Source organism: Sphingomonas floccifaciens (assembly GCF_042681125.1).
GTDB classification, from domain to species: domain Bacteria; phylum Pseudomonadota; class Alphaproteobacteria; order Sphingomonadales; family Sphingomonadaceae; genus Sphingomonas; species Sphingomonas floccifaciens.
Genome location: NZ_JBHUFC010000002.1, coordinates 753,496 through 779,261, shown reverse-complemented (window position 1 = coordinate 779,261; position 25,766 = coordinate 753,496). Strand labels below are relative to the sequence as shown.

At 67.3% G+C, this 25,766-nt stretch carries 24 protein-coding genes; 13 read left to right on the top strand and 11 right to left on the bottom strand.

The annotated features are described in order from the left end of the window. Together ACFSC3_RS06440 and ACFSC3_RS06435 are read left to right on the top strand one after the other, a co-directional pair. Entirely contained in the window at positions 1-414 is a 414-nt protein-coding gene (locus tag ACFSC3_RS06440; RefSeq protein WP_380939561.1) for a hypothetical protein, read from the top strand. 58 nt (positions 415-472) lie between these two features. After that, entirely contained in the window at positions 473-694 is a 222-nt protein-coding gene (locus ACFSC3_RS06435) for a DUF4170 domain-containing protein (RefSeq protein ID WP_380939560.1), read from the top strand. 292 nt (positions 695-986) lie between these two features. On the opposite strand, the gene aspS is transcribed toward ACFSC3_RS06435, so the two are convergent. Then, positions 987-2,825: an aspartate--tRNA ligase gene (gene aspS, locus ACFSC3_RS06430; protein WP_380939559.1), complete on the bottom strand. Its 1,839-nt coding sequence runs from the start codon at positions 2,823-2,825 to the stop codon at positions 987-989. Positions 2,826-3,005: 180 nt separating this feature from the next. Between aspS and rnd the strand changes: the two genes are divergently transcribed. Beyond that, the gene (gene rnd, locus ACFSC3_RS06425; RefSeq protein ID WP_380939558.1) at positions 3,006-4,184 is read left to right on the top strand and encodes a ribonuclease D; all 1,179 of its coding nucleotides are present in this window, start codon (positions 3,006-3,008) and stop codon (positions 4,182-4,184) included. Continuing rightward, positions 4,181-4,453 (top strand): I78 family peptidase inhibitor, encoded by a 273-nt coding sequence (locus ACFSC3_RS06420; protein ID WP_380939557.1) that lies wholly within the window; start codon positions 4,181-4,183, stop codon positions 4,451-4,453. The genes rnd and ACFSC3_RS06420 overlap by 4 nt, the downstream gene beginning before the upstream one ends. A gap of 43 nt (positions 4,454-4,496) precedes the next feature. Here the strand turns inward: ACFSC3_RS06420 and ACFSC3_RS06415 are convergent, their stop codons facing one another. The 4 genes from ACFSC3_RS06415 to ACFSC3_RS06400 form a co-directional block, all read right to left on the bottom strand. Further along, complete coding sequence (locus tag ACFSC3_RS06415) at positions 4,497-5,960, bottom strand: Ppx/GppA phosphatase family protein (RefSeq protein WP_380939556.1); 1,464 nt, start codon at positions 5,958-5,960, stop codon at positions 4,497-4,499. After that, positions 5,957-8,125 (bottom strand): RNA degradosome polyphosphate kinase, encoded by a 2,169-nt coding sequence (locus ACFSC3_RS06410; protein WP_380939555.1) that lies wholly within the window; start codon positions 8,123-8,125, stop codon positions 5,957-5,959. Before ACFSC3_RS06410 ends, ACFSC3_RS06415 begins: the two co-directional genes overlap by 4 nt. Next, positions 8,122-8,760: a P-loop NTPase family protein gene (locus ACFSC3_RS06405; protein ID WP_380939554.1), complete on the bottom strand. Its 639-nt coding sequence runs from the start codon at positions 8,758-8,760 to the stop codon at positions 8,122-8,124. The genes ACFSC3_RS06410 and ACFSC3_RS06405 overlap by 4 nt, the downstream gene beginning before the upstream one ends. Before the next feature lie 167 nt (positions 8,761-8,927). Beyond that, positions 8,928-10,163, bottom strand: a complete 1,236-nt coding sequence (locus ACFSC3_RS06400; RefSeq protein ID WP_380939553.1) for a heavy-metal-associated domain-containing protein — start codon at positions 10,161-10,163, stop codon at positions 8,928-8,930. Positions 10,164-10,360: 197 nt separating this feature from the next. Between ACFSC3_RS06400 and purM the strand changes: the two genes are divergently transcribed. The 4 genes from purM (at position 10,361) to ACFSC3_RS06380 (ending at position 13,451) form a co-directional block, all read left to right on the top strand. Continuing rightward, positions 10,361-11,449 (top strand): phosphoribosylformylglycinamidine cyclo-ligase, encoded by a 1,089-nt coding sequence (gene purM, locus ACFSC3_RS06395; protein WP_380939552.1) that lies wholly within the window; start codon positions 10,361-10,363, stop codon positions 11,447-11,449. Positions 11,450-11,632: 183 nt separating this feature from the next. Continuing rightward, complete coding sequence (gene purN / locus ACFSC3_RS06390) at positions 11,633-12,181, top strand: phosphoribosylglycinamide formyltransferase (protein ID WP_380939551.1); 549 nt, start codon at positions 11,633-11,635, stop codon at positions 12,179-12,181. After that, positions 12,178-12,783: a hypothetical protein gene (locus tag ACFSC3_RS06385; protein WP_380939550.1), complete on the top strand. Its 606-nt coding sequence runs from the start codon at positions 12,178-12,180 to the stop codon at positions 12,781-12,783. Before purN ends, ACFSC3_RS06385 begins: the two co-directional genes overlap by 4 nt. A 74-nt stretch (positions 12,784-12,857) precedes the next feature. Continuing rightward, a complete protein-coding gene (locus ACFSC3_RS06380) occupies positions 12,858-13,451 on the top strand; it encodes a hypothetical protein (RefSeq protein WP_380939549.1) in 594 nt (197 codons plus the stop codon). A 45-nt stretch (positions 13,452-13,496) separates the two neighbouring features. Here the strand turns inward: ACFSC3_RS06380 and ndk are convergent, their stop codons facing one another. The 3 genes from ndk to ACFSC3_RS06365 all read right to left on the bottom strand — a co-directional run bounded on the left by ndk (position 13,497) and on the right by ACFSC3_RS06365 (position 15,931). Next, the gene (ndk, locus tag ACFSC3_RS06375) at positions 13,497-13,919 is read right to left on the bottom strand and encodes a nucleoside-diphosphate kinase (protein ID WP_380939682.1); all 423 of its coding nucleotides are present in this window, start codon (positions 13,917-13,919) and stop codon (positions 13,497-13,499) included. A gap of 79 nt (positions 13,920-13,998) precedes the next feature. Beyond that, positions 13,999-14,439 (bottom strand): DNA polymerase III subunit chi, encoded by a 441-nt coding sequence (locus ACFSC3_RS06370; RefSeq protein ID WP_380939548.1) that lies wholly within the window; start codon positions 14,437-14,439, stop codon positions 13,999-14,001. A gap of 13 nt (positions 14,440-14,452) precedes the next feature. Continuing rightward, entirely contained in the window at positions 14,453-15,931 is a 1,479-nt protein-coding gene (locus ACFSC3_RS06365) for a leucyl aminopeptidase (protein WP_380939547.1), read from the bottom strand. A 154-nt stretch (positions 15,932-16,085) separates the two neighbouring features. On the opposite strand from ACFSC3_RS06365, the gene ACFSC3_RS06360 reads away from it, so the two are divergent. The 4 genes from ACFSC3_RS06360 to rsmA all read left to right on the top strand — a co-directional run bounded on the left by ACFSC3_RS06360 (position 16,086) and on the right by rsmA (position 21,627). After that, positions 16,086-18,326, top strand: coding sequence for an LPS-assembly protein LptD (locus tag ACFSC3_RS06360; protein WP_380939546.1), 2,241 nt, complete (start codon positions 16,086-16,088; stop codon positions 18,324-18,326). A 94-nt stretch (positions 18,327-18,420) separates the two neighbouring features. After that, on the top strand, positions 18,421-19,797 hold the full coding sequence (locus ACFSC3_RS06355; RefSeq protein WP_380939681.1) for a peptidylprolyl isomerase: 1,377 nt from the start codon (positions 18,421-18,423) through the stop codon (positions 19,795-19,797). A 25-nt stretch (positions 19,798-19,822) separates the two neighbouring features. Then, a complete protein-coding gene (gene pdxA / locus ACFSC3_RS06350) occupies positions 19,823-20,809 on the top strand; it encodes a 4-hydroxythreonine-4-phosphate dehydrogenase PdxA (RefSeq protein ID WP_380939680.1) in 987 nt (328 codons plus the stop codon). Further along, positions 20,806-21,627, top strand: a complete 822-nt coding sequence (gene rsmA, locus ACFSC3_RS06345; RefSeq protein WP_380939545.1) for a 16S rRNA (adenine(1518)-N(6)/adenine(1519)-N(6))-dimethyltransferase RsmA — start codon at positions 20,806-20,808, stop codon at positions 21,625-21,627. The genes pdxA and rsmA overlap by 4 nt, the downstream gene beginning before the upstream one ends. Positions 21,628-21,636: 9 nt before the next feature. On the opposite strand, the gene ACFSC3_RS06340 is transcribed toward rsmA, so the two are convergent. Beyond that, a complete protein-coding gene (locus tag ACFSC3_RS06340) occupies positions 21,637-22,158 on the bottom strand; it encodes a hypothetical protein (protein WP_380939544.1) in 522 nt (173 codons plus the stop codon). Positions 22,159-22,193: 35 nt separating this feature from the next. Continuing rightward, complete coding sequence (locus ACFSC3_RS06335) at positions 22,194-23,372, bottom strand: RsmB/NOP family class I SAM-dependent RNA methyltransferase (RefSeq protein ID WP_380939543.1); 1,179 nt, start codon at positions 23,370-23,372, stop codon at positions 22,194-22,196. A gap of 241 nt (positions 23,373-23,613) precedes the next feature. Here ACFSC3_RS06335 and ACFSC3_RS06330 point away from each other — a divergent pair, with 241 nt between their 5' ends. Then, a complete protein-coding gene (locus ACFSC3_RS06330; RefSeq protein ID WP_380939542.1) occupies positions 23,614-24,021 on the top strand; it encodes a hypothetical protein in 408 nt (135 codons plus the stop codon). A gap of 236 nt (positions 24,022-24,257) precedes the next feature. Here the strand turns inward: ACFSC3_RS06330 and guaB are convergent, their stop codons facing one another. Then, entirely contained in the window at positions 24,258-25,718 is a 1,461-nt protein-coding gene (guaB, locus tag ACFSC3_RS06325; RefSeq protein ID WP_380939679.1) for an IMP dehydrogenase, read from the bottom strand. Positions 25,719-25,766: the final 48 nt, after the last annotated feature.

The window sequence follows — 25,766 nt, the reverse complement described above, 5'->3', positions numbered from 1 at the left end:
ATGGCCGAATCCAACAAGTCCGAAAAGACCAAGCCGGCCAAGCGGGCCAAACTGGCCGATGCGCGCGAAGCCGCGTTCGATCGCGCCAAATCCGCCGTGAAGGGCCTCGAGTCCAACCCGGTCGGCGTGCTCGTCGGCGGCCTGACCGTCGGTCTGATCGCCGGCGCGCTGGTTCCACGCAGCAACAAGGAAAAGCAGCTGCTCGGCACCGTCGGCAAGCGCCTGGCCGAAGGTGCTACCGCCGCCCTGATCGCCGCGCGCGAAACGGGGAAGGAACAGCTGAGCGGCGCGGTCCTCGGTCGCGACGCCGCCAAGGAAAGCGCGCGCAAGGTCTTCGACAGCGCCCTGTCCGCGGCTCGCACCGGCAAGTCGAAGGCCGAGGACACGGTCGAACGCGCCGCCGACGCGGTGTGACCGCCTTGACCCCCGGGGATGGACGGCTATCTGAGCCGCGACATTCCCGGGAGTTCTCATGAGCAAAATGCATCTCGTATTCGGCGGTCGCGTGACCGATCCGCGCACCCTCGACTTCGCCGACCTGTCGCAGATCGATATCGTCGGTATCTTCCCCGACTATGCCAGTGCGGAAAAGGCGTGGCGTGGCGCAGCGCAGAAGACGGTTGACGACGCGGAGATGAAATATGTGCTGGTGCACCTGCACCGCCTGCTCGAACCGAATTTGCCGGGCGCCTGAGTGGTCAAGGGGGAAGCCATCGCTCATGGCGGCGTCCCGGCTCCGGTTCGACCGATCGCTGGGTATAAGGCCCACTATTTGCCAACCCGTCGTTCCCGCGAAGGCGGGAACCAATCTCCCGCCCTGTCATCTTGGCGAGCACAGGAGATGGATCCCCGCCTGCGAGGGGATGACGGGGGTGGTTCGATCGGACGGAATTCCGGCACTCACCTCCAGCCTGTCAGCAACCTTTACGGTCGACAGGCTGCGTGAGCACAGCGTGGGATGAGGCACGAAACCCCATCCCGCCCCATCATTCCGGCTTCACGACCGCCGCGACCGGCTGCGCGCCTGCTGCGACGCCCGGCTTCGTCGGCTCGACCAGCTTCAGGTTCAACTCCTTCAGCTGCTTGGGCGTCGCGAAGTTCGGCGCGCCCATCATCAGGTCTTCCGCCTTCTGCGTCATCGGGAAGACGATGACCTCGCGGATATTCGGCTCATCGGCCAGCAGCATGACGATCCGGTCGACGCCCGGCGCCGAACCGCCGTGCGGCGGGGCGCCATATTTGAACGCGTTGATCATGCCGGCGAAGTTCGTGTCGACATCGGCCTGCGAATAGCCGGCGATCTCGAACGCCTTGTACATGATCTCCGGCCGGTGGTTTCGGATCGCGCCGGACGACAGCTCCACGCCGTTGCAGACGATGTCATACTGGTAGGCCAGGATGTCGAGCGGGTCCTTGCCCTCCAGCGCCGCCATCTCGCCCTGCGGCATTGAGAAGGGGTTGTGGCTGAAGTCGACCTTCTTCGCGTCCTCGTCATATTCGAACATCGGGAAGTCGACGATCCAGCAGAATTCGAAGCGCTTGTCGTCGATCAGCCCGAGCTGTTCCGCGATCCGGGTGCGCGCAAGGCCCGCCAGCTTGGCAGCCGCGCCCTCCTTGCCGGCGGCGAAGAAGATGCCGTCGTTCGGCCCCAGGCCCAGTTCGGCAATCAGCTTGCGCGTCGCTTCCTCGCCATGGTTCTTGGCGATCGGCCCGCCCAGCTCGCCGTTCTTCTGGGTGATGTAGCCGAGGCCCGCATGGCCCTCGCCACGCGCCCAATCGTTCATGTCGTCGAAGAACTTGCGGCTCTTGTCCGCCGTGCCCGGCGCCGGGATCGCGCGGACGACGTTGCCCGACGACACGAGCTTGTCGAACAGGCCGAAGCCCGAACCCTTGAAATGCTCGCTGACGTCGGAAATCAGGATCGGGTTGCGCAGGTCCGGCTTGTCGTTGCCATATTTCAGCATCGATTCGCGGTACGGAATGCGCTTGAACGGCAGCGGGCTGACGGTGCGGCCCTTGCCCTGCCAGTCGGCGAATTCCTCGAACACGCCGTGCAGGACCGGCTCGATCGCGGCGAACACGTCCTCCTGCGTGACATAGCTCATCTCGAAATCGAGCTGATAGAATTCGCCGGGGCTGCGGTCGGCGCGCGCGTCCTCGTCGCGGAAGCAGGGCGCGATCTGGAAGTAGCGGTCGAAACCGGCGACCATCAGCAGCTGCTTGAACATCTGCGGCGCCTGCGGCAGCGCATAGAATTTGCCCGGATGGACGCGGCTCGGCACCAGATAGTCACGCGCCCCCTCCGGCGACGACGCGGTCAGGATCGGGGTCTGGAACTCGGTGAAGCCCTGGTCGATCATCCGGCGGCGCAACGACGAGATGACGCCCGAACGCAGCAGGATGTTGGCGTGCAGCTTCTCGCGACGCAGGTCGAGGAAGCGGTAGCGAAGGCGGATATCCTCGGGATAGTCGGCCTCGCCCGCCACCGGCAGCGGTAGTTCCTGCGCCGGCGACTGAACGGTCACGCTACGGGCGAAGACCTCGATCTCGCCGGTCGGAAGATTGGCGTTCACCGTTCCTGCCGAACGCGCCTTCACTTCACCGTCGATCGTGATGACCGATTCGACCCGCAGCCCCTCCAGGATCGGCAGCGCCGGGCTGTCGGCGTCGGCGACGACCTGGGTGATGCCGTAATGGTCGCGCAGGTCGACGAACAGCACGCCGCCGTGATCGCGCTTGCGATGGACCCAGCCCGATAGGCGGATCGCCTGGCCGACGTCGGAAGCGCGGAGCGCGGCGCAAGTGTGGGTGCGATAGGCGTGCATGGTTCGTCTCTATACCGTCGTCATTCCGGCGGAAGCCGGAATCCAGGGTCACGGGCGACGTCGCCTGTTGCTCTGGATGCCGGATCAAGCCCGGCATGACGGTTGAAAGGGTCGGCGCGCGCCCTCCCCTCCACGCGCCCCTTTGTCAAGCCGCGCGCACGGGGCTATGGCCGCCCGCCTATGCACATTCACCCGTTGATCGAAGACTCGGCCACCCTCGCCAATCTCTGCACCCGCCTCGCGCAATCGCCGTTCATCACGGTCGATACCGAGTTCATGCGCGAGAATACCTTCTGGCCCGAGCTGTGCCTGATCCAGGTCGCCAATACCGAGGAAGCCGCGGCGATCGACCCGATGGCCCCCGGCATCGACTTGAAGCCGCTGCTCGACCTGATGACCGAAAACGAGGACGTGCTGAAGGTCTTCCACGCCGGCGGGCAGGATCTGGAAATCGTCTACAACCTGACCGGCAAGACGCCGTATCCGCTGTTCGACACGCAGGTCGCGGCGATGGCGCTGGGTCAGGGCGAACAGATCGGCTATTCCAACCTCGTCGACAGCTATCTGGGCATCCAGGTCGACAAGGGTGCGCGTTTTACCGACTGGAGCCGCCGGCCGCTCGACGAGCGCCAGATCAGCTACGCCATCGCGGACGTGACGCATCTGTCGAAAATCTTCCCGAAGATGCTCGAACGCCTGCGCAAGACCGGGCGTGGCGACTGGCTCGACCAGGAAATGGAGCGGCTCGGCGATCCCGAGAATTACCGTCAGGACCCCGACCTCGCGTGGCAGCGCGTGCGCATCAACAGCCGCAAGGCCGAGGTGCTTGGCCGGCTGAAGGCGATCGCACGCTGGCGCGAGACGGAGGCGCGCAACAAGAACCTACCGCGGGGCCGCATCGCCAAGGACGAGACGATCGCCGACCTCGCCGGCAATCCGCCGCGCAAACAGGCCGATCTGTCGAAGGTGCGCGGCCTGTCCGCCAGCTGGGCCGGCAACGACATCGGCGGCCGGCTGATGGCGGCGATCGCCGATGCCCACCCCCTGCCCGCCGCCGAGATGCCGAACCGCGACGAGCGTGGCCCGGCGCTCGGCAAGGAGGGCGGGTTGGTCGCCGACCTGCTGAAGCTGCTGCTCAAAATTCGTGCCCGCGACATCAACGTCGCCCCGCGCCTGCTGTCCCGCTCCGACGATCTGGAGGCCCTGGCAGCGGGTCAGCGCTCCGATCTGTCGATCCTCGAGGGGTGGCGTTTCGAGCAGTTCGGCCGCGATGCGCTCGACCTCGTCGAGGGTCGCCTGGGCTTTACGGTGCGCGACGGCAAGCTGGTGATGACGCGGACGGAGGTCGAGGACGCATGAAGCGCGGGATGATCCTGCTCGCCATCGCGCCGATCGCCGGCTGCACCGTCGACCTGAACACCACCGGCACCTGCCGGGATGACCGCGCGCAGGGCTATGTCGGACAGGTCTACAGCGATGCCATCGCCGACCGTATCAAGGTCCAGTCGCGCGCGACCAAGGTTCGGCCCATCCGGCCGGGCGACGTCGTGACGATGGACGTCAACACGCGTCGCGTGAACGTCTCGCTGGACGAGAACAACCGGGTGACGCGAATCTATTGCGGGTAAAGTCAGCGTCGGAAGTTTGGGGCCTGGATCGCCGAGCGGGCGGTTACGCCACTGCCAGCCGTGCCTGCCGCCCCATCGACGACGCAAGCGCCCGGTGGCGCTTCTCGACCGTATCACCGTACAGGGCCGCATCTTGCGCGCCGACATGCAGCGTCAACGTCTGCTCATCCAGCGTCAGCCGTGTCCGGTCGAGCGGCGCGGCGACGCCTCCCGACAGCCGCTGCCCCAACCGCATCGCCAAGCCCCATTGCACCGCGACCGCAAGTTCGTCGTGGGGAGCCAGCCGTCCAAGCGGATCGGGCGACGTAGCTTCTCCGCCCAGCGAGCTGTGCAGCGCCTGCGCGACCAGAGCCCGTCCGCGCGCGTCGATCGCTATCCAGTTGCCGTGCAGCGCGATCTCGACCCCGCGCTCGGCCCGGAATTCCGGGTTCGCCCGCCAACCGACATCGGCGAGCAGGCAGGCAGCGTGGCGCAGGCGGGCGCGATCGGCGCTATCGCCGCCGAATAGCGGCGCGATCCAGCGGTCGAGCGTGTCGCCATGTTCGGGAAAGCGGCCAGCCACCCGCGCTTCCTCGCGCGCCGCGACGATCAGCGCATCCTCTGCCCGCACACTCGCCGGCAATTGCTGGTAGAGCAGCCCTTCGCGCAATCCGTGCGACGATGCCACCGCCGCCGTCGTGCCCAGCCGCCGCATCAGGATAGCGAGCAACGCGGCCGCATCCTGTAAGGTCGGCGCTCGCGCCGACGAGATTCCTGCCAGCGTCTTCATCCGCGCCTTGTCGATGTGCCCCATCGAGCGCTCCAGTCGCGCCACCTCGTCCGCGCTCATGGCGTAGCCGTGGATGACGGGCAGCGGATAGCCGTTCAATTCCATGTCAAGCTTGGCGAGCGACCGCCACGACCCGCCGACCATATAGAGCGGCAGCCCCTTGCCCCGCCCCGCCCAGCCGCTGTCGCCCAGCAGCTTCGCGACCCGCCGATCGAGCGAGGACTTGCCCTTCGCCCGAATCGCCGCCAGCCGCAGCACGCCCAGCGGAAAGGATATGCGGTCTGTCACCGTCCCCGCCACGATCCGAACCAGTTCCAGGCTGCCGCCACCCAGATCGCCGACGATGCCGTCCGCGTCGGGGATCGCCGACAGCACGCCCAGCCCGGATGCGGTCGCTTCCTCCTCGCCGGTCAAGACTTCGACCGTCAGGCCAAGTCCCTCGGCTACCGCGATCAAGTCGCCGCCGTTGCTTGCGTCACGCACCGCGGCCGTCGCGACGGTGCGGACGTGGGCGACCCCCATCTCGCGGGCCAGCCAGGCGAACCGGGCCAGGCCCGTCCGCGCCAATGCAAACGCCTCCGCGTCGATCGCCCCCGTCTCCGACAGCGAGCGGCCGAGCCCTGCCATCACCTTTTCGTTGAAGATCGGCGCCGGCACCCGACGCGCGCTCTGATAGACGACTAGACGGATGGAGTTCGATCCGATATCGATGATCGCCGTTCGGCGCGCGCCGCTCATCCGATCGGACGCCTGCGCCGGGTGAGCGAGAGCGTCGGCACCGATCCCCGCCGTCCCGACGCGGCCCCGCGGCCCGACAGCGACGGGTTGGTCATGAAGTAGCGGTGCAGGTTGAACGGCTTCGCGCCCGGATCGACGCGAACGTAGGAGCCGTCGGGCTGCAATTCCCAGCTTTGTTCGCTGTCGAGAAGGTTCGCCACCATCACCTGATCGAGCACCTGGTCGTGGACGGTTTCGTTCAGCACCGGCAACATGAACTCGACACGTCGGTCGAAGTTGCGCGGCATCCAGTCGGCCGACGACAGGAACAGCTTCGCTCCGTCGTTGGGCAGGTCCTCGCCGTCCGCGAATGCCCAGATACGGCTATGCTCCAGGAAGCGCCCGACGATCGACCGGACGCGGATGCGCGCCGACATTTCCGGCACGCCGGGCCGGAGGCAACAGATGCCGCGGACGATCAGGTCGATCTCGACGCCTGCGTTCGACGCCTCGTAGAGCTTCTCGATGATCGCGGGATCGACCAGCGAATTCATCTTCGCCCAGATCGCCGCCGGCCGACCGGCGAGCGCATGGGCGATCTCGCCATCGATCAACTGCATCAGCCGCCGCCGCAGCCCGCGCGGGGATATCGACAGAAGCTCTAGCGAATCGGGTTCGACATAGCCGGTGACGTAATTGAACACCGCCGCCGCATCCCGCCCCAGCCGCGGGTCGGCGGTGAAGAAGCTGAGATCGGTGTAAATGCGCGCGGTGACGGGATGGTAATTCCCCGTCCCGAAGTGGCAGTAGCTGCGGAACCCCGCCCCTTCGCGCCGGACGACCATCGAAATCTTGGCGTGCGTCTTCCAGTCGATGAAGCCGTACACCACCTGCACGCCCGCGCGCTCCAGTGCGGAGGCCCAAAGCAAATTCTGCTCCTCGTCGAACCGGGCCTTCAGCTCGACGACTGCCGTCACCGACTTGCCCGCCTCGGCGGCCGCGATCAGCGCGTTGATGACCGCCGATTGCTTGCCGGCGCGATAGAGCGTCTGCTTGATCGCCACCACGTCCGGGTCCGCGGCGGCCTGCTTCAGGAATTCGAGGACGACGTCGAAGCTTTCATAGGGGTGGTGGACGATGATGTCCTTCGCCCGGATCGCCGCGAAGCAATCGCCGCCGAATTCGCGGATGCGTTCCGGAAAGCGCGCGGAATAGGGCGGGAAGCGCAGGTCCGGCCGCTCGACCTCGACCAGCTGCGCAAGGTCGCCGATCCCCAGGAACCCACCGGTTTCCGTCAGCAGAGCCTGAGCGCCGCCCAGTTCCTCCTTCAGCACTTGTTCCAGATCGGGCACGATGCCGTTTTCCATCTCCAGCCGGATCACCCGCCCGCGCCGCCGCCGCTTGATCGCGCTGCGGAAGTAGAGGAACAGATCCTCCGCTTCTTCCTCCAGCTCGATGTCGCTGTCGCGCAGGATGCGGAAAGCCGCCGACGCCTTGACCTCGTACCCGGGGAACAGCTGATGTGAGAAGCGCTTGATGACCTCTTCGATCGTCAGGAAATGCGGCTCGTCGCCCGGAACCCGTACGAACCGCGATACGCCCGAGGGCAGCAGCACCAGCTCGCGAATCGGCTCCCGGTCCGACAGGCGGACCAGGTCGAAGATGACGCTCAGGCCGCCGTTCGGGATGAAGGGAAATGGATGGGCGGGATCGAGCGCCTGCGGGGTCAGGATCGGGAACAGTTGCTCGCGGAAATAGGTCGCGAGCCAGCTTGCCACGTCGGGCGGCATCCGGTCGCCATCGACGATGCGGATCCCCTGCGCATCGAGCGCCGTGACCAAATCCCGCCAGACGCCCTGCTGCGAATCGACCAGCGCATCGCCCGCCTCGACGATCGCGGCTAACTGCTGCTTGGGGGTGCGCCCGTCCGGCGAACGCTGGGCGATGCCCTGGATCTGCTGCCCGATCAGACCCGCGACCCGCGTCATGAAGAATTCGTCGAGGTTGGACCCCGAGATCGACAGGAACCGTAGCCGTTCGAGCAGAGGATGCGCGGTGTTGCACGCCTCTTCCAGCACGCGGCGGTTGAAGGCGAGCCACGACAGCTCGCGGTTGAAATAGCGGCTGGAGGCGTCGGCGCGCGGTTCGGTGATGGGATCCGAGTCGGGGTTCGGTTGCACGGTCATCCGCAGTCCCTGCCATCCTCCTGTGACGGATCGATGATAAAGCCTCCGCCACCCAGCGCCGCGCGGGCGATCGGGATCGACAGGCGCCGGACGCGGCGGCGATCGGCCTCTTCCTCGATCCGCTCGACGGCGCGCAGTACCGCCAGATGAGTTCGCTCCAACCGACGGTCGAGCCAGCCGATCACATCGTCGCGCACGTCCAGATCGCGCCGTTCGAACAGATAGCGCAGCAGGTCGCCGACCAGCACATCGTCGGGATGGTCGATCATCAAGTGCGGTGACGCCGCGATCCGCGACTTCAGGTCCGGCAGGCGGATCGTCCACCCCGGGGGCGCATGATCGGCCACCAGCAATTGCGGGCGATGTTCGGCCTGCGCGCGGTTCCAGGCGTGGAACAACTCGGCCTCGCTCGACCGGTGCGCATCGTCGATGACGGTCCCGCCCGACGTCGCCAGAAACGCCCGCGCCAACAGGCTGCGGCCGGACTTGCGCGGCCCGACCAGCAACGCGGTCATCACCGGCCACGTCGCCCAATGTTCGATCGCATGCACCGCCTGCGCATTGGACGGCCCGACCAGAAACTCCTCGGGCCGCACGCTCACGGGTTTGGGCAGCGGCAAATCCAGTTGCTGCATCAGGACCGCACGGCTTGCGTCGCCACGCGCACAAACGTCATCCCGGACTTGATCCGGGATCCAGGGCCAACAGCCGCATCGCCAGCGACGCTGGATCCCCGATCACGCCGGGGATGACGGCAGGATTGGAACGGCTCGCTCCAGTCACCCGATATCACGCGACCGCCTCATCCTTCCGGCGACGGGACCGCGACCGGCGCGGCGGCCCTGCGGATGCGCAGCGTGCCCCCGCCCTCTTGCACGGTCCACCCGCGTGCTTCCAGCGCGGCGCGCAGGCCCGCGATGTCGCCGGCATAGACGACCCGCATGACCGAGACGCCGCCCAGCGCCAGGCTGGCGGTCGCGGCAGACGATACGCCGGGAATGCCCCGCACCGCGGCCTCGCCGTTGGTGACGGCGCCGACCGAAGGTGTTTCGAACTGGACTTGGTACGTCTGCCCACCGGTCGTCGCGATGATGTCGCCGATCGGATCGCCGCTGGTCGGCGTCGCTTCGGGTATCGGCGTCTCCTCCGGCTTCGGCGGCGGCGCGAGCATGGCGTCGGGGATCAAGGCCCCGCCGCGCGAGGCCGACTGATACGCCTCGTCCAACCGCGCGACGCCGGCATCGAGCAGCGCGTTCAGCCCATCCGCGTTCGGCGCACGCAGCGTGAAGCGCGCGATCGGGCGCCGGTCGGGTCCATGAAACGCGGTGAACACGCCAATGATCGGGCCACCCGGATATTGCCGGTACAGCCGCGCCTCGGGCATCACCACGTCGCTCGCACCATATTGATCGAGCACCGTCCGCCACCATCCGCGGCCCCGCCGCCCGGTCTGGCCGACATTGAGCAGCAGCGGATCGGAGCCCGTGCCGACCGGCCGGACATAATCGATCACGCTATTACCGGTGCGATAGCGCGCCCATGCCTGCTGCCACGGCGTCGTCCGCTCGAATACCTGCCCCGATCCGCCCGACCACATGATGGGGATGACCAGCATCGGCGGCGACCGCGTGAACGTCGTCGCCACGCCCAATATCTGCCCGGCCCGCGTGCGATCGAACAGCACGCCCAGCCGGGCGATATAGCGGCCGGGGCCGATCTGTTCGTTCTCGACCACGATCCCCGTGACGATCGAATCGAGCGTCCCGTCCGGCAGGCTGCCGCTCGCGCCGGTCAGCCGTTGCGACAGCATCGTCCACGCCTTGCGCTGCGCGATCCGCCATCCGGCAAGCCGCGCCGCCTCGGCCGTCTTGCCGCTGGTGTCGACGCTGACCCCGCCGACCTCGAAATCGCCCGAGCTGTCGATCGGCGCGGCGCCCCGCTCCTCACCCTCGATCTGCGCGGATACATAGCCGGCACCGGCCAGCAAGGCTGCCGCCAGTCCGATTTCCAGGGCGCGGGGGATGCGGCGGATGACCATCTGCCGCCCTTTTGGCGAAGCGGGCGTGGAAATCCAAGCGCGTTGTCGTTACGGGGACGCGCAAAGCTCACCCCAACCGTTCGTGTCGAGTGGGATCGAGTGAAGTCGAGAGCCCGTATCGAGACAGCTTTCTCGATACGCCGTCTCGACTTCGCTCGACGGCTACTCGAAACGAACGGTCAGGTCAGGAACGCGCGATGTCTCAATCCTACACCTACGAACAGGCCGGCGTCTCGATCGCCGCGGGCAATGCCCTCGTTCGCGCGATCGCGCCGCTCGCCAAATCGACCCGCCGTCCGGGCGCCGATGCGGCATTGGGTGGCTTCGGCGGCGTGTTCGATCCCAAGGCCGCCGGGTTCAAAGACCCCCTGCTCGTCGCCGCAAACGACGGTGTCGGAACCAAGCTGAAGTTGGCGATCGAGCATGACGCACACGACGGCGTCGGCATCGATCTCGTCGCGATGTGCGCCAACGACCTGATCGTCCAGGGCGCCGAACCGCTGCTCTTCCTCGATTACTACGCCAGCGGAAAGCTCGACAACGCGGTCGCCGAGCGGGTGATCGCCGGCATCGCCGAGGGGTGCCGCCAGGCCGGTTGCGCGCTGATCGGCGGCGAGACGGCGGAAATGCCCGGCATGTACGCTGATGGCGACTATGACCTTGCCGGCTTCTGCGTCGGCGCGGTCGAACGCGACGAATTGCTGACCGGCGACCGGGTCGCTGACGGGGACGTGCTCCTCGGCCTCGCGTCGTCCGGCGTCCATTCCAACGGCTTCAGCCTGGTCCGCCGCCTCGCCGCCGACAAAGGCTGGAAGCTCGATCGCCCCGCGACCTTCGATCACGAGATCCGCATGATCGACGCGCTGATGGCGCCGACCCGCATCTATGTGAAGCCGCTGCTCCCCGAACTGCGCGCCGGCCGTATCCATGGCCTCGCCCACATCACCGGCGGCGGCCTGCTGGAGAATATCCCGCGCGTCCTGCCGGAGGGGCTGCACGCCCATGTCGATGCCGACGCCTGGCCGCAGCCGCGCCTGATGGCCTTCCTCCAGGCGCAGGGTGCGATCGAGCCCGAGGAAATGGCCCGCACGTTCAACTGCGGAATCGGCATGGCCGTGATCGTCGCTGCGTCGGATGCCGATACCGTCACTGCCAACCTGACCGCCGCAGGCGAGACGGTGGTCCGGATCGGCGACGTCCGTACGGGCCAGCGGGGCTGCACCGTGTCCGGCTCGACCGAGACGTGGAGCGCGCGCGGGGCTTGGTCGGCGACACACACCGACTGATCCCTTATCCGTCATCCCGGACGTGATCCAGGATGACGATAGTTCTCCCATCCGCCCGAGGGCTGGTAATGTTGGAAAATCTCTGTCAGCCACCAGCGATGGTCTTTTGCGCACGCCTCCAGGACACCAATTTGCATCGCGAAAATTGCGCTCTGAGCGTGAACTTCGTGAACTTCGCCGCCGATGCCTAAGCGCGTCGGCATCCTCATCTCGGGCCGCGGCTCGAACATGCAGTCGCTCGTCCGCGCGGCCGGAGACGCCTATCAGGTCGTGCTGGTCGCCAGCGACAAGGCCGATGCGGCCGGGCTCGCCTGGGCGGTGGAACAGGGCATCGCGACCTTCTCGCACCCCGGCCCGCGAGCACAGCGCGAAGCGGCGTTCGATGCCGCGATGCGCGACAAGGGCGTCGACGTGATCGCGCTGGCCGGCCATATGCAGATCCTGTCGGGCGACTTTGTTTCGCGATGGGCGGGCCGGATGCTCAACATCCACCCGTCGTTGCTGCCGCTCTACAAGGGCCTCGATACCCACGCCCGCGCGATCGAAGCGGGCGATGCCGAAGCGGGCTGTTCGGTCCATGTCGTGACCGAAGAGCTCGACGCCGGCGAAGTGCTGGGCCAGGCACGGGTGCCCATCCTGCCGGGCGACACCGCCGACAGCCTCGCGGAACGCGTCCTCGCCGTCGAGCATTCGCTGTATCCCAGGATACTCGCGGAGTTCGTGAAGAGATGAGCCCCGATGCCGACGAAACCCCGGCCGAAAAGGCGGAGTCGCGGGCGATCCGCCGGCGCTGGATCTCGATCGGCGAAGCGGTCGCGGTCGCTGGCGTCGTCATCGCCGGCCTGACCTTCTGGAGCGGCTATGAGGATCGCCAGGACGCCGCTGCCGACAAGGCCGCGACCCGGGCGGAAAAGTCCGCGGAGCGCCGCCGCGTGCCTTTGACCACCGCCGCGACCGACAAGCGCGGCGTGGAGTTCCGCGGTCCCGCCGACTGCCCTCTCGCATCAACCGACATCCGCTTTCCCTCCGCGCTGGGTGTCGCCACCCAGACGACCGTCGCTACCCACCGCATCGATGCCGACTGGATCGCCCGCCCGATGCGCAAGCTGACCGACGGCGGCGCGGACCGGCGGGACGGTCGCATCCCGATCCTCGTCACCGCGACCTGTACCGCCGACGACGGCGACCGCAGCGAGACCGCGATCTACGACCTGCTGTGGCGCACCGAACCCGGCGGGCTTATCGGCGGTCGCTCGTTCACCCTGCGCGGTATGGTCCGCCGCGCAGCGGGCGGCGATCAGACGCGGCTCGACAGCCTGTGGAAGGGCGTCTGACGGGGGACTAGCCAAGCCCGCGCCGGCCACATAGACTTGAGTTATGCCCGTGGGGGGCATCCAAAGGGGGTATCATGAAAAGTCTTTTCGCTGGCGCCGCGATCGCGTGCGCCATGATCGGTAGCGCGTCGGCGCAGACCGCCGACACCGCGCCGCTCGCCGCGGCCCGGCCGGCCGACGCTGGAATCACGCTGCCGGCCAACACCGAAGTCATCCTGTCGATGAACAGCGACCTGACGACCAAGGGCTCGAAGATCGACGTCGGCACAAAGTTCGACCTGTCGGTCGCCTATGACGTGATGATGGGCGACTATGTCGTCATCCCGAAGGGCACGCCCGCGGTCGGCGAAGTCGTGTGGAAGACCGGCAAGGGCGCGTTCGGCAAGTCGGGCAAGATGGAAGTCGAGATGCGCTCGATCAACCTGAATGGTCGTCGCATCCCGGTCACCGGCAAGTATCGCCAGGAAGGCGAAGGCAACACCGTCGCTACGGTCGCCTCGGTCGCGCTGATCTGGCCGGTCGCGCCGTTCGTGACGGGCAAGAGCGCGCGTATCCCGCAGGGGCGCGAGCTGAAGGCCTATACCGCCGAGGCGCTGCCGGTTTCGCTGCCGGCGGGCGCGGTGGTCACCCCGGTCGCCGCCGTTGCGCGTCCGACCGGGACCAACTGACGGGTAACGGACAGGCGGCCGGGTGAACCGGCCGCCTGGATCGGCTTAGCCGACGATTTCTTCCGGCTTGAAGAAATACGCGATCTCGATCGCGGCGTTCTCGTCCGAATCCGAACCATGGACCGAATTCGCTTCGATCGATTCGGCGAGTTCCTTGCGGATCGTGCCGGGCTCGGCGTTCTCGGGATTGGTCGCGCCCATGATGTCGCGGTTGCGCTGCACGGCGTTCTCGCCTTCCAGCACCTGCACGACGACCGGGCCGGAGATCATGAAGCTGACGAGGTCGTTGAAGAACGGACGCTCGCGGTGCACGCCGTAGAAGCCCTCGGCCTGCTCCTTGGTCATCTGGATGCGCTTCGACGCGACGACGCGCAGGCCCGCTTCCTCCAGCATCTTGGTGACCGCACCGGTCAGGTTGCGGCGGGTGGCGTCGGGCTTGATGATCGAAAAGGTACGGTTCGCGGCCATGATGGTCACGGGCTCCTGTCTTCATGAGGTGTGGGAATTGCGGCGCCGCCCTAGTCCGGGCACGCCCGCTTGGCAACCGTCAGGCCGCCTGCGTCCACTTGCCTGCGTCGTCCTGCTTCCAATAGCGCCGCTCGACATCCTCGCGCCCGCCCAGCGCCTTCCATGCCGCCCGCGCGGCACCGACCGTGTCGTCGTCGAAGAAATGAAAGGCGCGGTCGAAGCCCAGAGCCTCGTCCCGCCACACGCCATCGACGAGCGCCACGTTGCGCGCACCGTTGGTCGCGACCGCCTCGGCCGCGATCAGCACCGGCTGGTCGGCATCCCGCTCGCCGCCGGCCTGCGCATGGGGCAGGAAGCTGTCGGGCGTATAGGTCCACAGCAGGCGGTCGAGCCCCGCGCGCTGGCGCTCGTCCCCCGCCACGATCACCAGCCGCCCGTCGCCGCCGACCACCCGCTCGGCGATCCGCGGCAACACCCGCTCCAGTGGGCTGGCGACGAGGTGATAGAAGTCGACCTGCATCAGAGCGGCGCCCTCACCGCTCGAACGCGTCCCGGACGAAGCGGTCGAGCAGCCGCACGCCATAGCCGGTCGCACCCTTGGCATAGTTGGGGCCGTCCTTGTCCGACCAGACCATGCCCGCGATATCGAGGTGCGCCCACTTCACGCCCTCGTCCACATAACGCTTGAGGAACTGCGCGGCGGTAATCGAGCCGGCGCCGCGCGGCCCGACGTTCTTCATGTCGGCGATCGGGCTGTCGATGAGCTTGTCGTATGCGTCCGCCAGCGGGAAACGCCACAGCTTGTCGCCCGATGCCAGGCTGGCGGCAAGCAACTGCCCCGCCAGATCCTCGTCATTCGCGAACAACCCGCCATATTCGTTGCCGAGGCTGACGATCATCGCGCCGGTGAGCGTCGCCAGGTCGACGATGGTGTCGGGCTTGTGCGTCTGCTGGACCCAGGTGATCGCGTCGCACAGGACCAGACGCCCTTCCGCGTCGGTGTTGATGACCTCGATCGTCTGGCCGGACATCGACGTCACAACGTCACCGGGGCGCTGCGCATTGCCGTCGGGCATGTTCTCGACCAGGCCCATCACGCCGATGACGTTCGCCTTGGCCTTGCGCGTGGCGAGCGCCTTCATGGCACCGGCGACGGCACCTGCGCCGCCCATGTCCCACTTCATGTCCTCCATGCCGCCGGCCGGCTTGATCGAAATGCCGCCGGTATCGAAGGTCACGCCCTTGCCGACGAGTGCGACCGTCGGCGCGCCCTCGCCACCACCGTTCCACTTCAACGCCAGCAGCCGTGCTTCGCGCCGCGAGCCCTGGCTGACGCCGAGCAGCGCACCCATGCCGAGCGCGCCCATCGCGGCCTCGTCCAGCACCTCGATCTCAAGATCCAGTCCGTCGACAGCCTGGGTGACGCGCTCGACGAAGCTTTCGGGGTAGAGGATGTTGGCGGGCTCGGCCACGAGCGTCCGTGTCAGCGCCATGCCCTGCGTGACGGCATCGACCGCGGCGAAGCTGCTGTCAGTGTCGCCCGGCGCCCCGACGATGGTCAGCGTCTTGAGTGTCGGCTTCAGCTTCTCGGCCAGCTTCGTGCGATAGACATCGTGCCGCCAGTCGCGCTGCGCCGCCGTCGCGGCAAAGCCAGCAACTCCTTGCGCGGTCGGCGGCCTGTCGAGGCTCGACAGGTCAACCGCGACCGACGCTGTGCCGCCCAGCTGGTAGCGCGCGACCAGTGCACCGCCAGCCTTGTCCCAGTCGCGATCGGCGCCCGCTCCGACGCCAAGCAATGCCACGCGCCGCACGCCCGATTCGGCGGATACCACGAACTCGACGATCGCTCCCGCCTCGCCCTCGAACCGTGTCGCAGCCGCGCCGCCGGTCATCAGCGCGCGCGCCGCATCGTCCAGTCCAGCGAAGCGCACACGCCCCAAGCCGTCCTTCTCAACCGGCAGCACCAGCACATCGACGTCGGCGGGAACGGTGGCGGCGAAAGTCACATGCATTCGAAGGATCCGGCAAATCATGATCTGGAATGTCTTATCTAGGCATCCTACTCGTGTTTCGCAAAGCGCCGACAGGTGATTGCGGGCGGCGGCTTCCGATGCGATAGGGCCGGGAGGTTCGGCCCGACAGGGGGCGTGTGGAGACCGGATTTTCGTGAAGCGTCCCGCCTTGCTGTCGACCGGCGCCCTTGCCCTTGCATTCGTCGCGCTTCCGGCCGCGGGACAGGATCTGCAGGACCGCGCTGTCGCGCCGCCCCCACCCTCCGAAACCGCGCTGCCGACCGCAGACGACCAGGTGCAGTTCAGCGCCGACACGCTCGAATATGAATTCAACGACGACATCGTCATCGCGAAGGGCGATGTCCGCATGTTCCGGCGCGCCGACCGCCTCCGCGCCGACACCGTAACCTGGAACCGCAAGACCGGTCAGGTCGTCGCCAATGGCAACATCGCGGTCACCAACCCCGGCGGCGACGTCGCCTACGGCGACCGGATCGAGCTGACCGATTCGCTGAAGGACGGCGTGATCGAGAATATGCTCGTCGTCCTGGAACAGGGCGGTCGCATCGCCGCCCGGCGCGGCAGCCGCGCGGACGGCGGCGTCATAACCGTCGAGGACGCAGCCTATACGCCGTGTTCGGTGACCAACAGCGTCGGCTGTCCGAAGGAGCCGTCTTGGAAGATCAGCGCGGTACGCGTGGTCTATGATCCCAAGGCCGGGCGCATGCGATATACCGGCGCGCGGCTGTCGCTTTTCGGCCTGCCGACGATTCCGCTGCCGACCTTCTCGCACCCGGTCGGCGGTCGGCCCGCAAGCGGCCTGCTGTTGCCGACGATCCGCCTCGGCCGCGTCAACGGTCTCGAAATCGGCGTGCCCTATCTGTTCAGGCTCGACGAAAGCCGCGATCTGACGGTTACACCGCGGATCTACACCAACGCCTTTCCGATGCTGTCGGCGGAATATCGCGAGCTCAACAGCCTCGGCGCGTTCCGGGTGGCTGGCTGGGGAACCTACAGCAGCCGCAGCGACGATCCCGGCATTGCCGGCATGACGGGCACGACGGAGCGCGACTTCCGCGGCTATCTCGACAGTGCCGGCCGCTTCCAGCTGAGCCCCAACTGGAGCATCAGCGAATCCGTCCGCATCGCCAGCGACCGCACCTTCCTGCGCCGCTACGACATCTCCAGCGACGACCGGTTGCGATCCAACATCCGCGCGGAGCGGATCGATCCCGACAGCTATCTGTCGATCACCGGATGGTCGGTCCAGACCATGCGTCTGACCGACGACCAGGGTTTGCAACCGATCGCGCTGCCGGAGATCGACTATCGTCGGCGCATTTCAGGGCTACTCGGCGGGCAGACGCTGGTGCAGCTCAATACCCTGGCACTGTTTCGGCCTGAAGGACAGGATACCCAGCGCGCGTTTGCATCTTTGCGCTGGGACCTGCGCCGCCTGACGACCTGGGGGCAGGAGGTGACGTTCACCGCTTATGCCCGCGGCGACGTCTACAATGCCGACGACGTGCTGGCGACGAGCGTTGCGAGCTATCGCGGCGACGAAGGCTTCTCCACCCGCGCGATCGGTGCGGTGGCGGTCGACGTGAAATGGCCGTTCATCGGCACGATCTTCGGCGGAACCCAGCGCATTACGCCGCGGGTCCAGATTGTCGCCAGCCCGAAGATCGCCAATCTGTCGATCCCCAACGAGGACGCGCGCGCCGTCGACCTGGAAGATTCGAACCTGTTCGCGCTCAATCGTTTCCCCGGATACGACCGGTTCGAGGACAGCGCGCGCTTCACCTATGGCGGCGACTATGCGCTCGACCTCCCCGGCGTCTCGGTCGAAGCGACGATCGGCCAGAGCTACCGCCTGTCGACCCGGCCATCGATCCTGCCCGACGGCACCGGCCTGTCCGACCGCTTCTCGGACATCGTCGGTCGCACGACGGTCCGCTACCGTGACTTCGTGTCGCTCACCCACCGCTTCCGGCTCGACAAGGACGGGCTGGCGGTGCGCCGGAATGAGATCGACGCGACGATCGGCAGCCAGTCGACCTATGTCCTGCTCGGCTACCTCCGTCTCAACCGCAACATCGGCTTCGACCTGGAGGATCTGCGCGACCGTGAGGAAGCACGCGTCGGCGGGCGCGCGCAGGTCGCGCGCTTCTGGTCGGTGTTCGGGTCTGCTGTCGTCGACCTGACCGACCGTGCGGAGGACCCGCTGTCGCTGTCGAACGGGTTCCAGCCCGTTCGACACCGCGTCGGCGTGTCCTATGAAGACGATTGCCTCAGGCTTGGCCTGACGTGGCGACGCGACTATCAGGATCGCGGTGACGCGCGGCGGGGAAACAGTTACCTGCTGACGTTGTCGTTCAAGAATTTGGGGCGGTAGGATCGTGTAAGCCACGGTTCAGCCGGAATTGATGTATAACGACCGTCGGTGCGCACGCATGGGCGCGGGATGGGATAGCGGAAACAACGTGACGATGGTTTCGAACCTGGTGCGGCTCAGCCGCCCGGCCGCGCGGATCGCGGCGTTGATGGCAACCGTCGCGGGCGCAACGCTCACGGCGCAGACGATGACGGACGCGCAAGCGCCCTCCACCGGCCTGAACCTGCCACAGAACCTTCAGATCTTCGGCAAGGCCGATCCCAACGTCCGCAAGCCGACGGCGATCGTGAACGGTGCGGTGCTGACCGGCACCGATGTTGACCAGCGCATGGCGATGACCATCGGTCTCAGCGAGTTGCAGAACGGCCGCAAGGTCAACCTGCCCGCCGATCAGGTCGATCAGGTGAAGCTGCAGATGCTGCGCGAGCTGGTCGACGACACGCTGAAGGTGCAGGAGGCCAAGGCCAACGACATCTCCATCACCCCGGCGCAGATCGACCAGAGCTATGTCCGGGTGGCGCGCAATTTCGGCAAGTCGCCGGAAGAGTTCACAAAGCTGCTGCGGTCGATGGGCTCGTCGGATCGCGCGCTGAAGCGTCAGCTCGAGGGCGATCTCGCCTGGAACCGGCTGCTCAGCAAGAAGGTGACGCCCCAGGTCAACGTCAGCGAGGAAGAGGCGAAGGCCCAGATCGACCGTCTGCGCGCGGCCAAGGGGACCGAGGAATATCACCTCGCCGAAATTTACCTGCGTGTCGACGCGTCGCGCTCGGCCGAGGAAGTGGTCGAGGCGAGCCGCAAGATGATCGAGCAGATGCGTGGCGGCGCGCCGTTCGAATATTTCGCGCGCAACTTCTCCGACGCGACGACCAAGGGGGTCGGCGGCGATCTCGACTGGGTCCGGCTCGACGTGCTGCCGCGGGAATTGCAGACGGCGGCGGCGGGATTGAACGTCGGCCAGATCGCAGGTCCGATCGAGGTGCCGGGTGGCTATTCGATCCTGTACCTGGTCGACAAGCGCCAGGTACTGACGGTCGACCCACGCGACGCCAAGCTCGCGCTGCGCCAGCTGTCGGTCAAGTTCCCGGCCGGGATCACCGAGGCGCAGGCGAACCAGCGCGGCGCGGCCTTTGCCACTGCGATCAAGCAGATCAAAGGCTGCGGCGGCGTGGCGAAGGTGGCCGAGGAGATCGGCGCCGAAGTGGTCGACAACGACGCGATCAGCGCGCGCCAGCTGCCGCCGGCGCTTCAGGACGTCATTCTGAAGCTGCAGATCGGCGAATCGACACCGATGTTCGGCGATCCCAAGGAGGGCGTCCGCGCCTTCGTGCTGTGCGGTCGCGACGATCCCAAGGACGCGAACCTACCGACGACGGAGCAGGTTCAGGCCAAGCTGGAGGACCAGCGCGTCAATCTGCGTGCCCAGCGCATGCTGCGCGACCTGCGGCGCGACGCAGTCGTCGAGTATCGCTGACGTGACCGCGGGCGCCCATTCCGACATGGCACCGCTGGCCGTGTCGATGGGCGACCCGGCCGGCATCGGTCCGGAGACGATCGCGAAGGCGTGGGACGCGCGGGCGACCCACGCCCTTCCACCTTTCTTTGCGATCGGCGACGTGCGCGCGATCGAGACGGTGTGGCAGGGGCCGATCACCCGGATCGCCGCACCGGCCGAAGCCGCCGCCGCCTTCGCCGACGCCCTGCCCGTCCTGTCCGTGTCCGACGCTGGCGGAATAACGCCGGGTCAGCCCGACGTCGACGGCGCGCGCTGTGCGATCGAATCGCTCGAGGTTGCGGTCGGCGTGACCCGCTCCGGTGCAGCCTCGGCACTGGTGACCGGGCCGGTGTCGAAGGTCGAACTTTACCGCATCGGCTTCACCCACCCCGGCCAGACCGAATTCGTCGCCGAACGCTGCGGCATCGCGCGGGAGAACGCCGTGATGATGCTCGCCGGCCCGACGCTCCGGGTGGTGCCGATCACGACGCATGTCGCGCTTGCCGCCGTGCCGCAACTGATCACGGTCGAGCTGATCCTCGCCAAGGCGCGGGCGACGGCACGCGGGTTACAGCGCAATTTCGGGATCGAGCACCCCCGCCTGGCCTTTGCCGGATTGAATCCGCACGCCGGTGAGTCGGGCGCGATCGGGCGGGAGGAAATCGACGTCCTCGAACCGGCGATCGCCCAGCTTGTCGAAGAGGGCATCGATGCGGTGGGGCCAATGGCGGCGGACAGCATGTTCCACGCCCGTGCCCGCGCGCAATATGACGCGGCGATGTGCCTCTATCACGACCAGGCGCTGATCCCGCTGAAGGCACTGCATTTCGACGAGGGCGTCAACATGACGCTCGGCCTGCCGATCGTCCGCACCTCGCCCGACCACGGGACCGCCTTCGGCATCGCCGGCACCGGCACCGCCGAGCCCGGCGCGATGATCGCGGCGATCCGCCTGGCCGGCACCGCCGCCGCGCGCCGCGCCTCGCAGTGACCGCCCCGTCCCTGCCCCCGTTGCGCGACGTCGTCGCGCGTCACGGTCTCGCCGCGTCCAAGGCGCTGGGCCAGAACTTCCTGTTCGACGGTCAGTTGCTCGCCCGCATCGCCGGGATCCCCGGCGACCTGGCCGATGCCGAGGTGCTGGAGATCGGCCCCGGCCCCGGCGGCCTGACCCGCGCGCTGCTCGCGGCCGGCGCGCGTGTGACCGCGATCGAACGCGATCGGCGCTGCATTCCGGCGCTCGCCGAATTGGAAGCCGCCTATCCCGGTAAGCTCCGCGTCGTGGAAGGCGATGCGATGGCGATCGACCATCGCAGCCTGTTCGAAGGCCGTCCGCACATCGTCGCGAACCTGCCCTACAACATCGGCACCCCCCTGCTCGTCGGCTGGCTCACCACCGACTGGGCGCCGTGGTGGGCGAGCCTGACGCTGATGTTCCAGAAGGAGGTCGCCGAGCGCGTCGTGGCCCCGGTCGGAAGTGACCATTACGGCCGATTGGCGGTGCTAAGCCAGTGGCGCTCGACCGCACGGATCGCGATGCCGGTCCACCGCTCCGCCTTCACCCCCCCGCCGAAGGTCATGTCCGCCGTCGTCCATATCGTCCCGACCGAAGCGCCAGACGGCGTCCGCATCGCGACGCTGGAACGGCTGACCGCCGCCGCCTTCGGGCAGCGCCGCAAGATGCTGCGGCAGAGCCTGAAGTCTGTGCCCGGTGCGCTGGAGGCTCTGGAGCAGGTCGGGATCGATTCGGCCCGGCGCGCGGAAACCGTCAGTGTCGCCGAGTTCGTCTCGGTTGCTCGCCTGCTCGGTTAGGGTCCGACCCTAATTCTTCGCCTCGGGCACCTTGGTCGCATCCTGCTTGGCGACCTGTGCCGTTGCCGACACCACCGGCGGCCCCTTGGCGATCACCGCCGCCAGCTGCGGGCCTTCGGCACAGGGCTTTGCCGCGCACAGCTTCTGGATCTTGGCGAGGTTCTCCTTCGCCTTCTCAACCGCGCCCTTCTGTACCATCGCCTCGCCCTGCCCCTTGAGCGCGGCGACGTCATTGGGTTCGAGCAGCAGGGCCTCGCGATACAGGCGGATGGACTTGCCCGGCAGGTTCTGCGCGCGCGCGATCTCCGCCAGGAGCAGGAACCCCGGACGATTGCGCGGATCGACGACCAGCGCGGTCTCGACCATGTCGGTCGCGCCGGCGAGGTTGCCCGCCGCTTTCAGCGCACGGCCCTTTTCCAGCAGAGCGATCGAGCGCGGATCGATCTGATCGTCGCGGCGCTGGCCGTGAAGCGAGGTCGACAGCGACACCAACGTCAGCCCCACCGCCGCCGCGACCGATAGATACCGCATCACATTCTCCCACCCGATCATCGCGGGCAAAACTATCACGCAGCCCGCAGGCGTGCGACAAAAAAGCCGTCGGTCCCGTCGCTGGCCGGCGTCAGCCGGGCGCCGGCGCCGTGCGGCGAGCCGACCACGGGTGCTTCCGCCACCCAACCCGGGTGCCGAGCGAGGAACGCGTCGACCTGGCCGCGACCTTCGGCATCGAGCAGTGAACAGACGATGTACGTGATCGATCCGCCTGGCTTCGTGAGGGTCGCGCCGAGGTCCAGCAGTCGCGCCTGCGTCGCCACAAGCCGTTCGAGCCGCGGTGAGGTCAGCCGCCAGCGTGCCTCCGGATTGCGCCGCCATGTCCCCGTCCCCGAGCAGGGCGCATCGATCAGCACTACGTCGGCCGCGCCTTTCAGGTCCGCCAGCGCCTCGGCTTCCTCGCCCGGATCGAGCAGTCGAGTTTCGACGATCATCACGCCGGCGCGGTCGGCGCGTGGCTGAAGCCGCTGGAGCCGGGCACGGTCGGTATCGGTCGCGACGATCCGGCCGTCATTGCCCATCAGCGCGGCGAGCGACAGCGTCTTGCCCCCCGCTCCCGCACAGAGGTCGATGGCCGTCATTCCCGGCGCGACCTGCGCCACGGTGGTGACGATCTGGCTGCCGCCGTCCTGCACCTCGATCAGCCCGCCCTCGAACGCCGGCGAGCGTTCGACCGGCGTGTCGGCAGGCAAGCGCAGGCCGGCGACGGTGCCGCCGATCGGCTCGGCGCCCTCGAACATGGCGAGCGCGTCGTCGCGGCTGCCCATTAGCGTGTTGACCCGGATGTCGAGCGGCGCACGGTCGAGCAGCGCGATAAGCTGCGCGCGGTCCAGGCCGGAGCGCTGGAGCGCGTCCATCAGCCATGCGGGGGCGACACCGGGGAGCGCGGCAGGCTCCTTGGCGTCGATCGGCGCGGGTCCATGAGCGCTGCCGTCGAAGGTTTCGGCGATTTCGGGCCGGTCCTTCGCCAGCGCGAGCATGGCGGCGCGGCCACTCGCGGGGCGCTCGCCGAGGCTGCGGATCGCGTCATAGACGTGGGTCCGGACGGCGCGGCGGTCCTTGGAGCCGGCGTAGCGGCGCTGGGCAAAATAGCGCGCGATCAGCGTGTCGGCGGCCGGACCGCCGTCACGGGCAGAGGCGATGATCGCGTCGAGCAGCTCGATCGCGGCTTGCGTGCGGGCGGCGGGGGTCATGCGGCGAGGCTCCAAACTTCACGATCTTCGCCCACATGGGCATATGTTTTCGGTGTGAAGTTTCTTTGCGAAATTTCCGCGGGACGGGGCAGAATGGTCATGGCTCCGCGTGGAGCAAATCGCTTCCAACTTTGCCAGCGATTTGTGGACGTGGCGCAACATGGGCGAGGCGAACCGGCAGGCCGGGATTGCCGATGGGGGCCACTCTCGTCATACTCGCAGCCTGACATAGGGAGGCGACGTGATGACTTCTCTCCTACCGGTGACGCTCTTGGCGATGCAGGTTGGCCAAGTCGCGCCGCCCGATCTGGACGCCGTGGCGGCGGCTCCGAACAATCACCGCGTTATCTTGGAAAACGACCAGGTTCGCGTGCTGCAGGTCACCGTCATGCCGGGCGAGACTGAAGCGGTCCATGAGCATCGCTGGCCGAGCGTCATCCACATCCAGTCGTGGCAGCCTGCGTTGGACATTCGTTACGCGGTTCGCGACGGTAAATTGGTGGAGGTCGACCGGACGCGCCTGCCCGCCGGCGCGCCGCCCGCGGCGATCTGGGCGCCGAACGAAGCGCCGCATGCGGTGACAAATTTGGGGAAGGCGCCGTTTCGCTTGCTGCGGGTAGAGTTGAAGCAGCCGGTGGTGGGGAAATAGGCACAGTTCTCCGCTGCCGTTGGAATCCCCTCTTATCCCCGCGCTGGCGGAACTGCTGAGAACGAATCCGTCGCCTGTCCAAATTCGTCATCCTGACGAAAGTCAGGATCCAGGGCCAAGCAGATCAACGGCTTGGATAGAGAAACTCTGGATTCCGGCTTTCGCCGGAATGACGGAAACGACTTTGGTCGACTTTTTTTGAAGGAGGACCGACGTGAGGCAGCGCCTTTGCCCCCTCACCCCCGCGTCGGGTAGTTCGGGGCTTCGCGCGTGATCGTAACGTCGTGGACGTGGCTTTCGCGCAGCCCTGCGCCCGTGATCCGCACAAATTGCGCGCGCTGCTGAAGGTCCGGGATCGTCGCCGAGCCGGTATAGCCCATCGCCGCCTTGATGCCGCCGACGAGCTGATGGATCACCTCGCGTGCCGAGCCCTTGAAGGCAACCTGTCCCTCGATACCCTCGGGCACCAGCTTCAGCTGGTCCTTGATATCGCCCTGGAAATAGCGGTCGGCCGAGCCCCGGCCCATGGCGCCGACACTTCCCATGCCGCGGTAGGACTTATACGCACGGCCTTGATACAAAAAGGTTTCCCCTGGCGCTTCTTCGGTTCCGGCGAGCAGTGAGCCGACCATGCAGGTCGAGGCCCCGGCCGCCAGCGCCTTGGCGAGGTCACCCGAGGTGCGCAGCCCGCCGTCGGCGATGACCGGCACGCCGAGCTTCGCGGCGGCCTCCGCGGCGTTCATCACCGCGGTCAGCTGCGGCACGCCGACGCCAGCGACGATGCGGGTGGTGCAGATCGAGCCGGGTCCGATGCCGACCTTCACGCCGTCTGCGCCCGCGTCGATCAGCGCCCGGGTCGCTTCCGCGGTGGCGACATTGCCCGCGATCACCTGGACGCGGTTGGAGCGGGCCTTCACCCGCTCGACCGCGCGGGCGACGTCCTTGTTGTGACCGTGCGCGGTGTCGATGACGATCAGGTCGCAGTCGGCGTCGATCAGCGCTTCGGTGCGCTCATAGCCCTTGTCGCCGACCGTGGTCGCGGCGGCCACGCACAGGCGGCCGGCGGCGTCCTTGGTCGCGTCCGGGTAGGTCACCGCCTTTTCCATGTCCTTGACGGTTACGAGACCGACGCAGCGATAGGCGTCGTCGACGACCAGCAGCTTCTCGATACGGCGCTGGTGGAGCTGGCGGCGGGCCTCCTCCTGGGTGACGCCGACGCTGACGGTCGCGAGGTTTTCATGCGTCATCAGCTCGGCGACGGGCTGGTTCGGGTTTTCGGCGAAGCGGACGTCCCGGTTGGTCAGGATGCCGACCAGCTTGCCCGAGGCTTCGGTAACCGGGATGCCGCTGATCCGGTGGCGGGTCATCAGAGCCTGCGCCTCGGCCAGCGTCGCATCGGGGCGGATGGTGATCGGGTTGACGACCATGCCGCTCTCGAACCGCTTCACCGCGGTCACCGCAGCGACCTGCTGCTCGATGGTCAGGTTGCGGTGGAGCACGCCGATGCCGCCCAGCTGCGCCATCATAATCGCCATCGCCTCTTCGGTGACGGTGTCCATCGCCGACGACAGGACCGGGATGTTGAGCGCCAGACCGCGCGTCACGCGGGTCCGGGTATCCGCCATCGACGGCAGCACTTCGCTTTCGGCCGGCACCAGCAGGACGTCGTCGAAAGTCAGGCCGTAGGGGATGTCGATCATGGGTGCGCCAATCTGGGTCGAGTCGAGATTTGGCGGGCCATGTAA

Coding starts and splice junctions, on each gene's coding strand:
- ACFSC3_RS06440 (WP_380939561.1), top strand. CDS start 1: ATGGCCGAATCCAACAAGTCCGAAAAGACCAAGCCGGCCAAGCGGGCC.
- rnd (WP_380939558.1), top strand. CDS start 3,006: ATGCACATTCACCCGTTGATCGAAGACTCGGCCACCCTCGCCAATCTC.
- ACFSC3_RS06380 (WP_380939549.1), top strand. CDS start 12,858: ATGAAAAGTCTTTTCGCTGGCGCCGCGATCGCGTGCGCCATGATCGGT.
- ACFSC3_RS06355 (WP_380939681.1), top strand. CDS start 18,421: ATGGTTTCGAACCTGGTGCGGCTCAGCCGCCCGGCCGCGCGGATCGCG.
- ACFSC3_RS06385 (WP_380939550.1), top strand. CDS start 12,178: ATGAGCCCCGATGCCGACGAAACCCCGGCCGAAAAGGCGGAGTCGCGG.
- ACFSC3_RS06405 (WP_380939554.1), bottom strand. CDS start 8,760: ATGCAGCAACTGGATTTGCCGCTGCCCAAACCCGTGAGCGTGCGGCCC.
- ACFSC3_RS06415 (WP_380939556.1), bottom strand. CDS start 5,960: ATGAGCGGCGCGCGCCGAACGGCGATCATCGATATCGGATCGAACTCC.
- purM (WP_380939552.1), top strand. CDS start 10,361: ATGTCTCAATCCTACACCTACGAACAGGCCGGCGTCTCGATCGCCGCG.
- ACFSC3_RS06410 (WP_380939555.1), bottom strand. CDS start 8,125: ATGACCGTGCAACCGAACCCCGACTCGGATCCCATCACCGAACCGCGC.
- purN (WP_380939551.1), top strand. CDS start 11,633: ATGCCTAAGCGCGTCGGCATCCTCATCTCGGGCCGCGGCTCGAACATG.
- ACFSC3_RS06370 (WP_380939548.1), bottom strand. CDS start 14,439: ATGCAGGTCGACTTCTATCACCTCGTCGCCAGCCCACTGGAGCGGGTG.
- ACFSC3_RS06365 (WP_380939547.1), bottom strand. CDS start 15,931: ATGCATGTGACTTTCGCCGCCACCGTTCCCGCCGACGTCGATGTGCTG.
- ACFSC3_RS06400 (WP_380939553.1), bottom strand. CDS start 10,163: ATGGTCATCCGCCGCATCCCCCGCGCCCTGGAAATCGGACTGGCGGCA.
- ACFSC3_RS06335 (WP_380939543.1), bottom strand. CDS start 23,372: ATGACCCCCGCCGCCCGCACGCAAGCCGCGATCGAGCTGCTCGACGCG.
- aspS (WP_380939559.1), bottom strand. CDS start 2,825: ATGCACGCCTATCGCACCCACACTTGCGCCGCGCTCCGCGCTTCCGAC.
- pdxA (WP_380939680.1), top strand. CDS start 19,823: ATGGCACCGCTGGCCGTGTCGATGGGCGACCCGGCCGGCATCGGTCCG.
- ACFSC3_RS06340 (WP_380939544.1), bottom strand. CDS start 22,158: ATGCGGTATCTATCGGTCGCGGCGGCGGTGGGGCTGACGTTGGTGTCG.
- ACFSC3_RS06420 (WP_380939557.1), top strand. CDS start 4,181: ATGAAGCGCGGGATGATCCTGCTCGCCATCGCGCCGATCGCCGGCTGC.
- ndk (WP_380939682.1), bottom strand. CDS start 13,919: ATGGCCGCGAACCGTACCTTTTCGATCATCAAGCCCGACGCCACCCGC.
- ACFSC3_RS06435 (WP_380939560.1), top strand. CDS start 473: ATGAGCAAAATGCATCTCGTATTCGGCGGTCGCGTGACCGATCCGCGC.